The 14,726-nt window shown below is 62.1% G+C and carries 10 protein-coding genes; all 10 read right to left on the bottom strand.

The features are described 5' to 3' along the window. Positions 1 to 115: 115 nt before the first annotated feature. Positions 116 to 1,534 (bottom strand): FAD-dependent oxidoreductase, encoded by a 1,419-nt coding sequence (locus DTP52_RS04590; RefSeq protein ID WP_003196992.1) that lies wholly within the window; start codon positions 1,532 to 1,534, stop codon positions 116 to 118. Between the two features lie 33 nt (positions 1,535 to 1,567). Continuing rightward, on the bottom strand, positions 1,568 to 6,016 hold the full coding sequence (gene gltB, locus DTP52_RS04585; protein ID WP_109752044.1) for a glutamate synthase large subunit: 4,449 nt from the start codon (positions 6,014 to 6,016) through the stop codon (positions 1,568 to 1,570). 349 nt (positions 6,017 to 6,365) lie between these two features. Beyond that, positions 6,366 to 7,949, bottom strand: coding sequence for an AAA family ATPase (locus tag DTP52_RS04575; RefSeq protein ID WP_109752043.1), 1,584 nt, complete (start codon positions 7,947 to 7,949; stop codon positions 6,366 to 6,368). A gap of 10 nt (positions 7,950 to 7,959) precedes the next feature. Further along, complete coding sequence (gene aroB, locus DTP52_RS04570; protein WP_109752042.1) at positions 7,960 to 9,060, bottom strand: 3-dehydroquinate synthase; 1,101 nt, start codon at positions 9,058 to 9,060, stop codon at positions 7,960 to 7,962. A gap of 148 nt (positions 9,061 to 9,208) precedes the next feature. Continuing rightward, entirely contained in the window at positions 9,209 to 9,727 is a 519-nt protein-coding gene (aroK, locus tag DTP52_RS04565; RefSeq protein ID WP_003196983.1) for a shikimate kinase AroK, read from the bottom strand. 4 nt (positions 9,728 to 9,731) lie between these two features. Continuing rightward, positions 9,732 to 11,819, bottom strand: coding sequence for a type IV pilus secretin PilQ (gene pilQ, locus DTP52_RS04560; RefSeq protein ID WP_109752041.1), 2,088 nt, complete (start codon positions 11,817 to 11,819; stop codon positions 9,732 to 9,734). Between the two features lie 13 nt (positions 11,820 to 11,832). Next, entirely contained in the window at positions 11,833 to 12,360 is a 528-nt protein-coding gene (locus DTP52_RS04555) for a pilus assembly protein PilP (protein WP_109752040.1), read from the bottom strand. Continuing rightward, entirely contained in the window at positions 12,357 to 12,980 is a 624-nt protein-coding gene (pilO, locus tag DTP52_RS04550) for a type 4a pilus biogenesis protein PilO (protein ID WP_109752039.1), read from the bottom strand. The genes DTP52_RS04555 and pilO overlap by 4 nt, the downstream gene beginning before the upstream one ends. After that, positions 12,977 to 13,543: a PilN domain-containing protein gene (locus tag DTP52_RS04545; RefSeq protein WP_109752038.1), complete on the bottom strand. Its 567-nt coding sequence runs from the start codon at positions 13,541 to 13,543 to the stop codon at positions 12,977 to 12,979. The genes pilO and DTP52_RS04545 overlap by 4 nt, the downstream gene beginning before the upstream one ends. Next, positions 13,543 to 14,607 carry a pilus assembly protein PilM gene (locus DTP52_RS04540; protein ID WP_109752037.1) on the bottom strand — a complete coding sequence of 355 codons (1,065 nt, stop codon included), beginning with the start codon at positions 14,605 to 14,607 and terminating at the stop codon, positions 13,543 to 13,545. The genes DTP52_RS04545 and DTP52_RS04540 overlap by 1 nt, the downstream gene beginning before the upstream one ends. Positions 14,608 to 14,726 lie beyond the last annotated feature (119 nt).

Raw genomic sequence — 14,726 nt, 5'->3', positions numbered from 1 at the left:
CCCGCGATGAAAACACTGCGGTCTCCTGGGTACCGAGGCGCCTGAATCGCGAGCAAGCTTTGCTCCCACAAAGCTCGCTCCCACAGGTTTACTGCATTGCAACTCTGGATCGAGGTCAGACTTGCAGGTAATCCAGAATCCCTTCCGCCGCATTGCGGCCTTCGAAGATCGCTGTCACCACCAGGTCGGAACCCCGGACCATGTCGCCACCGGCGAAGATCTTCGGGTTGCTGGTCTGGTGCTTGTACTGGCCCTGTTCCGGGGCCACGACGCGGCCCTGGCTGTCGGTCTGGATGCTGAACTGCTCGAACCACGGTGCCGGGCTCGGGCGGAAGCCGAAGGCGATGACCACGGCATCGGCCGGGATGATCTCTTCGGAACCGGGGATCGGCTCGGGGCTGCGGCGGCCACGGGCGTCCGGTTCGCCGAGACGGGTCTCGACCACCTTCACGCCTTCGACCTTGTCTTCACCGACAATGGCGATCGGCTGGCGGTTGTAGAGGAACTTCACGCCTTCTTCCTTGGCGTTCTTCACCTCTTTGCGCGAGCCGGGCATGTTCGCTTCGTCACGACGGTAGGCGCAGGTCACCGACTTGGCGCCCTGGCGAATCGAGGTGCGGTTGCAGTCCATCGCCGTGTCACCACCGCCGAGCACCACGACCTTCTTGCCTTTCATGTCGACGAAATCTTCCGGCGACTTTTCAAAGCCAAGGTTGCGGTTGACGTTGGCGATCAGGAAGTCGAGGGCGTCATAGACGCCTGGCAGGTCCTCGCCGGCGAAGCCGCCCTTCATGTAGGTGTAGGTGCCCATGCCCATGAATACCGCATCGTATTCTTCGAGCAGTTGCTCCATGGTCACGTCCTTGCCCACCTCGGTGTTCAGGCGGAACTCGATGCCCATGCCGGTGAAGACTTCGCGACGATTGCTCAGCACGGTCTTTTCCAGCTTGAACTCGGGAATACCGAAGGTCAGCAGGCCGCCGATTTCCGGGTTCTTGTCGAACACCACCGGAGTCACGCCACCACGCACCAACACGTCGGCACAGCCCAGGCCCGCCGGGCCGGCACCGATGATCGCCACACGCTTGCCGGTCGGCTTGACCTTGGACATGTCCGGGCGCCAGCCCATGGCGAACGCGGTGTCGGTGATGTACTTCTCCACCGAACCGATGGTCACCGCGCCGAAACCGTCGTTGAGGGTGCAGGCACCTTCACACAGGCGATCCTGCGGGCACACCCGGCCGCAGACTTCCGGCAGGGTGTTGGTCTGGTGGGACAGCTCGGCGGCCTGGAGGATGTTGCCCTCGGCCACCAGTTTCAGCCAGTTGGGAATGAAGTTGTGCACCGGGCACTTCCATTCGCAATACGGGTTACCGCAACCCAGGCAGCGATGGGCCTGGTCGGCCGACTGCTGGGGTTTGAAAGGCTCGTAGATTTCCACGAACTCTTTCTTGCGTTGACGCAACAGTTTCTTCTTCGGATCCTTGCGCCCGACATCGATGAACTGGAAGTCGTTATTCAGACGTTCAGCCATTGTTAAAACCTCATCAAACTCTTCAGGCGCATATCACTGCGGGTTGGCACGAGTGCTGGAAAGCAACGATTTCAGGTTGGCAGCCTTGGGCTTGACCAGCCAGAAACGGCGCAAGTAGTCATCGAGGTTTTCGGCGAGTTCACGACCCCACTCGCTGTCGGTTTCCGCGACGTACTCGTTCAGCACGTTTTGCAGGTGGCTGCGATAGGCTTCCATCGCCTCGCCGCTGATCCGCTGGATTTCCACCAGTTCGTGGTTGACCCGGTCAACGAAGGTGTTGTCCTGGTCGAGCACGTAGGCGAAACCACCGGTCATGCCAGAGCCGAAGTTGTAACCGGTCTTGCCCAAGACACAGACGAAACCACCGGTCATGTACTCGCAGCAGTGATCCCCGGTGCCTTCCACTACCGTGTGGGCTCCGGAGTTACGCACGGCAAAACGCTCGCCCGCGGTGCCGGCGGCGAACAGCTTGCCGCCCGTGGCGCCGTAGAGGCAGGTGTTGCCGATGATGGCACTGTCCTGGGTCTTGTAGACGCTGCCCTTGGGCGGAACGATGACCAGCTTGCCGCCGGTCATGCCCTTGCCCACGTAGTCGTTGGCATCGCCTTCCAGGTACATGTTCAGGCCACCGGCGTTCCAGACGCCGAAGCTCTGGCCTGCGGTGCCCTTGAAACGGAAGGTGATCGGCGCCTTGGCCATGCCCTGGTTGCCGTGCTTGCGCGCGATTTCACCGGAGATCCGCGCACCGATGGAACGGTCGCAGTTGCAGATATCCAGCTCGAACTCGGCACCGCTCAGGTCGTTGATCGCCGCAGCGGCCATGTCGACCATCTTCTCGGCCAGCTCACCCTTGTCGAATGGCGGGTTGCGGTCGACCTGGCAGAACTGTGGCTTGTCCGCCGGGATGAGATCGCTGCCCAGCAACGGGGTCAGGTCCAGGTGATGCTGTTTGGCGGTCTGGCCTTCGATCACTTCCAGCAGATCGGTACGGCCGATCAGCTCTTCAAGCGAGCGCACGCCCAGCTTCGCCAGCCACTCACGGGTCTCTTCAGCCACGTAGGTGAAGAAATTCACCACCATGTCGACGGTGCCGATGTAATGGTCCTTGCGCAGCTTGTCATTCTGGGTCGCCACGCCGGTGGCGCAGTTGTTCAGGTGGCAGATGCGCAGGTATTTGCAGCCCAGGGCGATCATCGGCGCAGTGCCGAAGCCGAAGCTCTCGGCGCCGAGGATGGCGGCCTTGATCACGTCCAGGCCGGTTTTCAGGCCACCGTCGGTCTGCACCCGGACCTTGCCGCGCAAATCGTTGCCGCGCAGGGTCTGGTGGGTTTCGGCCAGGCCCAGTTCCCACGGCGCACCGGCGTACTTGATCGAGGTCAGCGGCGATGCACCGGTGCCGCCGTCGTAGCCGGAGATGGTGATCAGGTCGGCATAAGCCTTGGCCACACCGGCGGCGATGGTGCCGACGCCGGCTTCCGCCACCAGTTTCACCGAGACCAGCGCCTTGGGGTTCACCTGCTTGAGGTCGAAGATCAGTTGCGACAAGTCTTCGATCGAGTAGATGTCGTGATGCGGCGGCGGCGAGATCAGGGTCACGCCAGGGACCGCGTAGCGCAGCTTGGCGATCAGGCCGTTGACCTTGCCACCGGGCAGTTGGCCGCCCTCACCGGGCTTGGCGCCCTGGGCCACCTTGATTTGCAGCACTTCAGCATTGACCAGGTATTCCGGCGTCACACCAAAGCGGCCAGTGGCGACCTGCTTGATTTTCGAACTCTTGATGGTGCCGTAGCGCGCCGGGTCTTCACCGCCTTCGCCGGAGTTGGAACGCGCACCGAGGCGGTTCATGGCTTCGGCCAGGGCTTCGTGGGCTTCCGGGGACAGTGCGCCCAGGGAAATACCAGCCGAATCGAAACGCTTGAGCACCGATTCCAGCGGCTCCACTTCACTGATGTCCAGCGGCGTGTCGAGGGTCTTGACCTTGAGCAGGTCGCGGATCATCGATACCGGACGGTTGTCCACCAGCGAGGTGTATTCCTTGAACTTGCTGTAGTCGCCCTGTTGCACGGCCGCTTGCAAGGTGTTGACCACGTCCGGGTTGTAGGCGTGGTATTCACCACCATGGACGAACTTCAACAGGCCGCCCTGCTGGATCGGCTTGCGCGGGCTCCAGGCTTCGGCTGCCAGGGCTTTCTGCTCGGCTTCGATGTCGACGAAACGCGCACCCTTGATGCGGCTCGGCACGCCACGGAAGCTCAGCTCGCAGACTTCTTCCGACAGGCCGATGGCCTCGAACAATTGCGCGCCGCGATACGAGGCGATGGTCGAGATGCCCATCTTCGACAGGATCTTGAGCAGGCCCTTGGTGATGCCCTTGCGGTAGTTCTTGAACACCTCATACAGGTCGCCCAGCACTTCACCGGTACGGATCAGGTCGCCCAGCACTTCGTAGGCCAGGAACGGATACACCGCCGAGGCGCCGAAACCGATCAGCACCGCGAAGTGATGCGGATCGCGGGCGGTGGCGGTTTCCACCAGGATGTTGGAGTCGCAGCGCAGGCCTTTTTCGGTCAGGCGATGGTGCACCGCACCGGTAGCCAGCGAGGCGTGGATCGGCAGCTTGCCCGGCGCGATGTGACGGTCGCTGAGCACGATCTGGGTACGCCCGGCGCGCGCGGCTTCTTCAGCCTGATCGGCAACGTTGCGGATCGCCGCTTCCAGGCCGACGCTTTCGTCGTAGTTCAGGTCGATGACCTGGCGCGCGAAGCCCGGACGGTCGAGGTTGGTCAGCGAGCGCCACTTGGCCGGGGAAATGACCGGCGAGCTGAGGATCACCCGCGAGGCGTGTTCCGGCGACTCCTGGAAAATGTTGCGCTCGGCACCGAGGCAGATTTCCAGGGACATCACGATCGCTTCGCGCAGCGGGTCGATCGGCGGGTTCGTCACCTGGGCGAACTGCTGGCGGAAATAGTCGTACGGCGTGCGCACGCGCTGGGACAGCACGGCCATCGGCGTGTCGTCGCCCATGGAGCCGACCGCTTCGTAGCCCTGCTCGCCGAGTGGACGCAGCACCTGGTCACGCTCTTCGAACGTCACCTGGTACATCTTCATGTACTGCTTGAGCTGATCGACGTCGTAGAAAGCCGAGCCATGGTCGTTGTCTTCCATGGTCGCCTGGATGCGCAGGGCATTCTTGCGCAGCCATTGCTTGTACGGATGACGGGACTTGAGGCGGTTGTCGATCGCATCGGTGTCGAGGATCTGGCCGGTTTCGGTGTCCACGGCAAAGATCTGGCCCGGGCCTACGCGGCCCTTGGCGATGACGTCTTCGGGCTGGTAGTTCCAGACACCGATTTCCGAAGCCAGGGTGATGAACCCGTTGGTGGTGGTGACCCAGCGCGCCGGACGCAGACCGTTACGGTCCAGCAGGCACACGGCATAGCGACCGTCGGTCATGACGATACCGGCCGGGCCGTCCCACGGCTCCATGTGCATGGAGTTGTATTCGTAGAAGGCCCGCAGGTCCGGGTCCATGGTCTCGACGTTCTGCCACGCCGGCGGCACCAGCATGCGCACGCCGCGGAACAGGTCGATGCCACCGGTCACCATCAGTTCCAGCATGTTGTCCATGCTCGAGGAGTCCGAGCCCACGCGGTTGACCAACGGGCCGAGCTCTTCGAGGTCCGGCATCAGGTCGTTGGCGAACTTGGTGCGCCGGGCCACGGCCCAGTTGCGGTTGCCGGTGATGGTGTTGATCTCGCCGTTGTGGGCGAGGAAGCGGAATGGCTGGGCCAGCGGCCATTTCGGCAGGGTATTGGTGGAGAAGCGCTGGTGGAACACGCAGATTGCGGTTTTCAGGCGCTCGTCGCTCAGGTCCGGATAGAAGGCGGTGAGGTCCGCCGGCATCATCAGGCCTTTGTAGATAATGGTCTTGTGGGAAAAGCTGCAGATGTAGTGATCGGTGTCGGCGGCATTGGCCACGGACGAACGACGACGAGAGCTGAACAGCTTGATCGACATGTCCTGGTCGCTCAGACCGTCACCTGCGATGAACACCTGTTCGATCTGCGGCAGGCGCTCAAGGGCCAGGCGGCCGAGGACGCTGGTGTCGATCGGCACTTTGCGCCAGCCCACCAGTTGCAGGCCGGCGGCCAGGATCTCGCGGTTCATGTTCTCGCGAGCCGCCTCAGCCTTCACCGGGTCCTGGTTGAAGAACACCATGCCCACGGCGTACTGCTTGGGCAGGGTCACGCCAAACGTTTCCTGGGCAACGGCACGCAGGAACTCGTCAGGCTTTTGAATCAGCAAGCCACAACCGTCGCCGGTCTTGCCGTCGGCGTTGATCCCACCGCGGTGGGTCATGCAGGTCAGGGCCTCAATGGCCGTTTGCAAAAGGGTATGGCTGGGCTCGCCCTGCATATGAGCTATCAGGCCGAAACCGCAGTTATCCTTGAATTCATCTGGTTGGTACAGACCTGCTTTCATAGACACTTTCTCACCAGGCTGCCTCTAATCGAGGCAAATTTCTTTTCAATTCAACCAGTTGCATGCCGCGCCGAACGTACGCCAGCTTTGCGGGGGCAAAAGGGAGGTCATTGTACACACCGACACAGAGGCTCACAAATTTGACGACGAACTGTCGCAAATCCATGTCGCATTTGTGAAAGGTTTAAAGCTATATGCTGTGCTAGTCAAAACTTTTTTGGGTTCGACCGCTACGACTCAAACACTACTGTGACGCAGACACCACAAGGCGCGCGGCCTGAAAGGTCGCCCGCCCTTGCGGAATTTTGAGGTTGCCGGGAGAGGCGGCCTGGGTAAGGCCGCCGAATCTTCAGCGAGTTGCAGCCAGTTCCTGTTGGACGCTGGCGACAGTGCGAGGCCAAGGTTTACCAGCCTGAACCTTCGCTGGCAAGGCCTTGATAGCGGAAACGGCTGCATCACGACTGGCAAAGCTGCCGTAGGTGATGACATACAGTGGCTTGCCGTTGAGCACTTTCTTGAAATAGCGGTACTCGCCGCCCTGCTCCTTGACGAAGTTCTGCGCCGTGGCTTCAGAGCTGGTGCCGAGGATCTGCACCACGTAGTTACCCGGTGCCTGGCCGGCGTACCAGCTACCGCCCGCGGCCTTGGCCGGAGCAGCAGGCTTGGCGGCCGGTGCTGGCGCGGCAGGCTTGGTCGCGGGCGCTGGAGCCGGGGCAGGCTTGGCGGTGGCTATCTGGGTCGGTGCCGGAGTCGGCTTGGCCGCCGGAGCAGGCGTTGGCGTCGGCGCAGGACCGGCCGGCACGCCCGCCGGTGGTGAGGTGGTGGTCACGGTCGGCGGCACGTCGCTGCTGTCGTCGATCGGTGGCGCCGCGCCGTCGTCGCCTTCGGTGATGCCACCGGCCGCTTCGGCCAGCGGGCCGCGCATGACCGGCTGCGACTGGCCGACCAACGGCAGCGGCATCGGCTGGGTGTTGCCGGCGAATTCCACTGCCGGAGCACCACCGTTGGGTTGCGGCGTACCCTGACCGAGGGGCAGTTGCGCCTGCTCGTTGGCAGGAGTGCCCGTGGTCGGCGCCTTGTTGCGACCCGGCATCAGCCAGGCGGCGGCAACCGCGACCACGACGACAGCGGAAATTGCCAATACGTGTTTCTTCGGCATGTTGAACCCCATACTTGGACGCTTCACCGCTGAGCGGCTGACAATCATGACTTCGATCAGAGCATCGCGGGCGACCTGGTTGATGTTGCCAGGCCAACCACCTGCGCTTTCGTGAATCTCAGAGATCTGATCGGCGGTAAAAAGTTCGATACCCCGGCCCGCCCCCTCAAGACGCTGGGCCAGGTATTCACGCGTCTCTTCCTCGGTGTAGGGCGCCAGCTCGATAACGTGGAAGCGCTCTTCCTCAAGACTCAGTTGATCCAGATCAGCGATCAGCGACGACTCGCCGAACAGGAACACATGGGGACGACCTTCCGGCGCACCGGCAGCCAGGGCCAGCAGGGCTTCCAGGGCCGACTCGTCGAGCTGCTCGGCGTCGTCCACCAGCAGATAGACTTCCTGCCCGGTCAGCGCCAACTGCACGATCTGATCGAGAATCGCCCCGATTTCGGCCTGGGCGACATTCAGCGCCTGGGCCACCTGGCGCAACACACCGGCGGCATCGCCGGCGCCGCGGGCGGAGACCACCACGCTTTGCACCGACTGCTTGTTGGTACTGGCCACCAGGGCCTGGCGCAGCAAGGTCTTGCCGCTGCCCTGGGGACCTGTGACCACCAACAGCAACTGGCTGTAGCGTGCCAGGTGATGCAACTGGCCCAGCACCGGTTTGCGCTGGGCGGGAAAGAACTTGAAGCCCGGGACCCGTGGAGCGAAAGGGTCATGACTCAATTGGAAATGGCCGAGGAAAGCCTCGTCGGCATGCAAACTAGTCATCGGAATCTTATTAACCTTTAAGCTGAGCCAGGGCGCGGTAGTCCGCTCCCAGCGTGGCCTGTAGAACTGCTTTCGGATAATCGTCGGTCACCACCGCTTCGCCCATGTGGCGCAGCAGCACCAGACGCAGACGACCGTCGATCACTTTTTTGTCGATTGCCATGTGTTCAAGGAAATCCGCCTCAGTCATTTCCTCGGGCGGAACCACCGGCAGCCCGGCGCGCTGGAACAGACGAATGCCGCGATCGCGCTCCTGCTCGCTGATCCAGCCCAGGCGCGCAGACATCTCCAGGGCCATGACCGTGCCGGCCGCAACCGCCTCGCCATGCAGCCAGACACCATAGCCCATATGGGTTTCGATGGCATGGCCAAAGGTGTGGCCCAGGTTGAGCGTGGCCCGCACTCCCGACTCCCGCTCATCGGCACCGACCACGGCGGCCTTGGCGGCGCAGGAACGTTCAATGGCGTAGGTCAGGGCCGCCTGATCCAGTGCACGTAGACGGTCGACATTCTCTTCGAGCCAGCCCAGGAACGGCTCGTCGCAGATCAGCCCGTATTTGATGACCTCCGCCAGCCCCGCAGACAGTTCACGGGCAGGCAAGGTGTTGAGGGTAGCGGTATCGATCAGCACCACGTTGGGCTGATAGAAAGCCCCCACCATGTTCTTGCCCAGCGGATGGTTGATCCCGGTCTTGCCGCCCACTGACGAATCGACCTGGGACAGCAGCGTGGTGGGGATCTGGATGAAATCGACGCCACGCTGATAGCAGGCGGCGGCAAAACCGGCCATGTCGCCGATCACGCCGCCACCGAGGGCAATCACCGTGGTGCGCCGATCGTGTCGCGCACTCAGCAGGCCGTCGAAAATAAGCTGCAAGGTTTCCCAATTCTTGAAGGCTTCACCGTCGGGCAACACCACGGAAATGACCGAGAAGGCCGACAGGCTGCGGGTCAGACGTTCCAGATACAGGGGCGCGACGGTTTCATTGGAAATGATCGCCACTTGCCGCCCGGCGATATGCGGCGCCAGCAGTTCGGGCTGGTCCAGCAAGCCTTCGCCAATATGAATCGGGTAGCTGCGCTCGCCCAGGTCGACCTTAAGTGTCTGCATGTGTCCCCACAGTGAAGATGGAATCAGGCGTTCTGCCTGCAATTAACGAAAGTCCACGGTGCTTGTTCTGACGCCAGTTAATGGCCATCCGCCACGCCCCAGCCGGGCCACGACGGGACGTCGAGGATAGCGCATTTCGCCAAGCGCATTAACGGGGAGGCAGTTGCTGAAGACGATCAAGGATGTCGAGCACCACCATCCGCGGCGGCCGCTCGTCGGTTTCCACCACCAGGTCGGCGATCTCCCGATACAACGGGTCACGCAGCTCCAGCAGATCCCGCAGGGTTTTGGCCGGGTCGGCGGTACGCAACAGCGGACGGTTGCGATCCCGGGCCGTGCGGCCGACCTGTTGTTCGACGGAGGCATGCAGGTAGACCACTCGTCCGCCGGCATGCAGCGCCCGACGATTGGCTTCGCGCATGACCGCGCCGCCGCCGGTGGCCAGCACCACGCCATCGAACGCGCACAGCTCGGCGATCATCGCCTGCTCACGGTCACGAAAGCCCGGTTCGCCTTCCTTGTCGAAAATCCATGGGATATTAGCGCCCGTGCGCAATTCAATTTCCTTGTCGGAATCTTTGAATGGCAGGCGCAGCTCTTTGGCCAGCAAACGGCCGATGGTGCTTTTTCCAGCGCCCATCGGCCCTACAAGAATCAAATTTCGCACAGAATCAACGACTCACAGCAATCGCCTGGTTGTTCATGATACGCGGAGTGAGGAACACCAGCAGCTCGGATTTTTTCTCCGAGACTACATCACGCCGGAAAAGGCGGCCAAGATACGGCACATCGCCAAGAAATGGCACCTTATCTACAACCTTGCTCTGAGTATTTGAGAAAACCCCGCCAATCACAATGGTCTCGCCGTCATTGACCAAGACCTTGGCGTTGACCTCGTTTTTCTTGATTGGCGGCACATCCTGCACCTTGTTCAAGTAGTCCGGTTCATCCTTGGTGACCTTGACCTCCATGATGATGCGGTTGTCCGGGGTGATCTGCGGAGTCACCTCCAGCGACAGCGAAGCCTCCTTGAACGACACCGACGTGGCACCGCTGGAACTGGCTTCCTGATAAGGGATTTCCGTGCCCTTGAGGATTTTTGCCGTCTCCTTGTCGGAGGTCACCACCTTGGGCTGGGAGACGATTTCGCCGTTGCCGGTCTTTTCCATGGCCGTCAGTTCAAGGTCCAGCAAGACGTTGTCGGTAATGAACGCAATGCCGATGCCCGAGGTATTGCCCGAGGCCCCCATGTCGACGAACGGCTGGTTGGTGCTGGTGCTGCCTGGCGTGCCAATGGTGGTGGAATCGCCGGTGGTCACCCCTGAGGTGTTCCAGTTGCCCTTGTTCTGAATCGACCCACCCCAGCGCACACCCAGGCTTTTGTCGTAGTCGACGTTGGCCTCGACAATCCGCGCCTCGATCATCACCTGGCGCACCGGAATATCCAGTTGCGCCACGATCCTGCGCAGTTCGTCGAGCCGGTCCTGGGTCTGGTAGGCAATGATGTTGTTGGTGCGCTCATCGACCGTGATCGTGCCGCGCTCGTCGGCTTTCGCCTCGGCACTGGTCACCGACTGGAACAGCTTGGCGATGTCCGCCGCCTTGGCGTAGTTGACCTGCAACAGCTCACGCCGCAGTGGTGCCAGGTCGGCAATCTGCTTCTGCGACTCCAGCTCCTGGCGCTCGCGAGCGGCAATTTCATCGGCCGGAGCCACCAGCAGCACGTTGCCGACCTTGCGCTTGTCCAGCCCCTTGGTCTTGAGCACCAGATCCAGCGCCTGGTCCCAAGGCACGTTCTGCAAGCGCAGGGTGATGCCGCCCTGCACCGTGTCGCTGGCCACCAGGTTCAGGTTGGTGAAATCGGCGATCAATTGCAGCACCGAGCGCACCTCGATGTCCTGGAAGTTGAGCGAGAGCTTCTCGCCACTGTAGGCCGCGCGGTCGGCGTTGCGTTTTTGCAGGTCGTCGACGGTCATGGGACGGACGCTGACGGTGAGCTTGTTGTCGGTCTGGTAGGTCGAGTAGTCGAAGGTGCCGCTGGGTTCGATGCTGATGGTCGTCCGGTCGCTGCCGGCGCTGGCATTGACGAACTGCACCGGGGTGGCGAAGTCCTTGACGTCCAGGCGCACCCGCAATGGCTCGGGCAACTGGGTCCTGGCGAAATTGAGGATGATCTTGCCTTCGCGCTCCTGGATGTCCGGGGCGATGGACGGATCAGACAGATCAATTACCACGTTGCCTTCGCCCTGGGTCCCACGCTGGAAGTCAACCCCACGGATCGCCTTGCCCACTGGCGCACTGGCCCTCGCGGGCGCCGCGCTGGCAACCGCCGTGCGCGGGGCCTGGACGGTGTTCTTCGCAGCAGCGCTCTTCGCAGAGCCCCCCTTGCCGACCACCACGAACAGATGGTTACCTTCGACCCGGGTATCGTACGGCGCCAGTTGGGTAAGGCCGATGATCAACCGGGTGCGATCCCCGGCCTCGACCACGGTGGCGCTGCGTGCATTGCCCCCGCCCAGGTCGTGGTTCTTGCTGGCCAGTTGATTGGTCACCCCGGGCAGGTCCAGGGCAATCCGGGCCGGTTGTTCGGTGGTGTAGCCCCGAGGAGTCGGCGGCGGACCATCGAAGGTAAGCTTCAACTCGACACGGTCCCCCGGCAACGCCGCCACATCCAGCGTCTTCAGACTGGCCCCATGAACCATCGGCGACAACAGCGCTATCCATAGCGAAATACCGAGGGCTGAAAAAATCCTGTTCATTGTTCGAGTTCCACTATGAATGCTCTTTCAAAGGAATGGTCCGTGGTCGCTCCAGCCAGGCACCCTCGCCATCGGGAACGATTTCGACCACATCGACCTGAGTGGCACTGATGGCGACGATCCGCCCGTCGTTGCGACCTAGATAGTCGCCGACCTTGAGCCGATGCACCCCGCCCGCGCCACGCAGGAGCGCGAAGGAGCCACTGACGTTGGAGATCGTACCGACCATTTCGAACTGCTCGATGTTGAAGCCCTCCAGGTACTGCTTGACCCGGTTGGGGTCGGGCCGGACATTGCGCGAGCCCCGCTGCCGGTCGGCCTGGTCCACGCGAACCTGCCGGGAAAACGGACTGCGCAGGTTCGCGGCGCTGTAGGTAAAGGTTTCGTAGGGCCTGAACGTGGGTGTCGGCTCGATCTTGCCAGGCGGGCGCAGGCGCACTTCGTTCATATAGGCGTCCAGGTCGCTGAAACCATTGTCGTTGTTGCAGCCCGCCAGCGCGACCAGGCCTGCCAGCAGGCAGATGCGACACACCGGCCTCATGGTTGCGCCTCCTGCTCGTTGTACCGGTAGGTCTTGGCCTGGATACTCATGCGCAGCTTCGTGCCCGCCTCGGGCTCCATCGGAGCGATTTCGAAATCGTGCAGCGTGACGATTCGGGGCAACCCGGCCACTCCACTGACGAACGTCGCCAGGTCGTGGTAGCCGCCGGTCACGGTGATCTGGATCGGCAACTCGATGTAGAACGGCTGGGTGACCTCCGGCAGCAGCTTGATTTCCTCGAACTCCAGGCCGCTGCCCAGGCCGGTGCGAGTGATGTCCTCCAGCAGGCCCGGCACTTCGGTATCGCTGGGCAATTGCCGCAACAGCACACCAAAAGACGTTTCCATCTGCTTCATCTGCTCGGTGTAGCGCTCCAGGTTCGCGGCCATGTGGGCCTTGCCCGCGAATTGCGCCTTGAGGGTGTTTTCTTCCTCGCGCACCTGCTGCAACTGGTTTTCCAGGTCACTCAAGGCAAAGTTATAGCCCAGCCCCAGCACCAGGACCACCAGCAGGACGCCGGCCAGCCATTTGATGGGCGCCGGCCAGGAACCGATGTTGTTGGTGTCCAGGTCACTGAGGTCGATCTTGCGCAGCGCGTCGAACCACTCCCCTGGTTTCATTGGGCGTCCTCCGCATCGGCCGGGCGGGTCTGGCGCACCGTCAGTTGGAAAACGTTGGCCTGGTCGAGTTGCCCGGCGGTGGTGGCCTTGACCTCCGTCAGGTTGGGCGTGTCGAACAGGTCCGACGAGTCCAGGTTGCGCATCAGGTCCGAGACCCGGTTGTTCGATTCCGCGGCCCCCTTGATCGAGAGCGTGTGGTCTTCCATCTTCACTTCGGTGAAATAAACACCTTCCGGCAAGGTCCTCGCCAACTGGTCGAAAATGCGCCCGCTGACCGGCCGGTTCCCCTGCAAGTCCTGAATGATGCGCATACGCTCCAGCAATTGCTGGCGACGAGCCTTCAATTCGCTGATCTGCTTGATGCGCTCGTCCAGCACGGCGATCTGCTCCGAGAGATGGTTATTGCGAGCGACCTGGTGGTCGATGGCGCCGTCGATGTATCGGACCGCAACCAGGACCACGCCGACCGCACCGACCAGCGCGCCCACCAAGGCCAGCAAAAAGCGTTTGCGCCGTTCTTCGCGCAGTTCTTCGCGCCAGGGTAGCAGGTTGATCCGCGCCATCAGTCGAAGCTCCTGAGGGCCAGCCCGCAGGCAATCATCAGCGCCGGTGCATCACTGGCCAGCGCCCCGGCATTGACCTTGCTGCCCAGGGCCATGTTGGTAAACGGGTTGGCCACCTGGGTCGGGGTACCCAGGCGTTGTTCGATCAGCCGATCCAGGCCGGCGACCGAAGCCGTGCCCCCGGCCAGCAGGATGTGGTCGACCGCACTGTACTGGCCCGAGGCGAAGAAGAACTGCAGGGATCGCGAGACCTGCTGTACCAGAGCCTCGCGAAAGGGTTGCAACACTTCGCTCAGGTAATCGTCCGGCAGCCCTCCCTGCTTCTTTGCCAAGCCGGCCTGCTCGGGCGTCAAGCCATAGCGGCGCTGAATTTCCTCGGTCAGTTGGCGGCCGCCGAACAATTGTTCGCGGGTATAGATGATGCGCCCGTTGTGCAGCACGCTGAGGGTGGTCATGGTGGCGCCGATGTCGATAACCGCCACAGTCAGCCGTTCCTGGGAGGCGGCCAGTTGCGTGGCGAGCAAGCCGAAAGCACGCTCCAGCGCATAAGCCTCCACGTCGACCACCCGGGCCGTCAGCCCGGCGAGCGCCAACGCGGCCTCGCGGACCTCGACGTTTTCCTTGCGGCAGGCCGCCAGCAGCACTTCGACGCGCTCGGCACTGCGCGGCGAAACGCCCACCACTTCGAAATCGATGGCCACCTCATCCAGCGGATAGGGAATGTATTGATCGGCCTCGATCTTGAGCTGGTTTTCCATGTCATCGTCGGACAACCCGGCGTCCATCTCGATGGTCTTGGTAATCACCGCCGACCCCGCAACGGCCACCGCCACGCTACGCACGGGCGTCTTGGCCTTGGCCAACAGCCGTGACAATGCCTGGCCCACCCCTTCGAGATCGGCGATGTTCTTCTCGACCACGGCGTTGGCCGGCAACGGTTCGACCGCGTAGGACTCGACGCGATATCGCTCGCCCTGGCGGCTCAACTCGAGCAGCTTCACCGACGTGGAGCTGATGTCGATCCCCAGAAGCGTATGGGCTTTTTTATTGAAGAGTCGTAGCACTACCAATTCCCTATGACTATCCGTGAGTTACGGACTCTCTAATATGCATTGCGTTCAATCACTCCGGTCCGACGGACGTCCGGATGGCATTCGCGACGAAAAAAAATGCTTATAATGCC

The sequence above is a fragment of the Pseudomonas sp. 43mfcvi1.1 genome, from assembly GCF_900115935.1.
Lineage (GTDB): Bacteria > Pseudomonadota > Gammaproteobacteria > Pseudomonadales > Pseudomonadaceae > Aquipseudomonas > Aquipseudomonas bijieensis.
This window is presented reverse-complemented; position numbering and strand designations above follow the sequence as displayed.

Excerpts from the sequence above, each read along its gene's own strand:
- pilO (WP_109752039.1), bottom strand. The coding sequence starts at position 12,980 with ATGAAACCAGGGGAGTGGTTCGACGCGCTGCGCAAGATCGACCTCAGT.
- DTP52_RS04545 (WP_109752038.1), bottom strand. The coding sequence starts at position 13,543 with ATGGCGCGGATCAACCTGCTACCCTGGCGCGAAGAACTGCGCGAAGAA.
- aroB (WP_109752042.1), bottom strand. The coding sequence starts at position 9,060 with ATGCAGACACTTAAGGTCGACCTGGGCGAGCGCAGCTACCCGATTCAT.
- DTP52_RS04590 (WP_003196992.1), bottom strand. The coding sequence starts at position 1,534 with ATGGCTGAACGTCTGAATAACGACTTCCAGTTCATCGATGTCGGGCGC.
- pilQ (WP_109752041.1), bottom strand. The coding sequence starts at position 11,819 with ATGAACAGGATTTTTTCAGCCCTCGGTATTTCGCTATGGATAGCGCTG.
- DTP52_RS04575 (WP_109752043.1), bottom strand. The coding sequence starts at position 7,949 with ATGACTAGTTTGCATGCCGACGAGGCTTTCCTCGGCCATTTCCAATTG.
- gltB (WP_109752044.1), bottom strand. The coding sequence starts at position 6,016 with ATGAAAGCAGGTCTGTACCAACCAGATGAATTCAAGGATAACTGCGGT.
- DTP52_RS04555 (WP_109752040.1), bottom strand. The coding sequence starts at position 12,360 with ATGAGGCCGGTGTGTCGCATCTGCCTGCTGGCAGGCCTGGTCGCGCTG.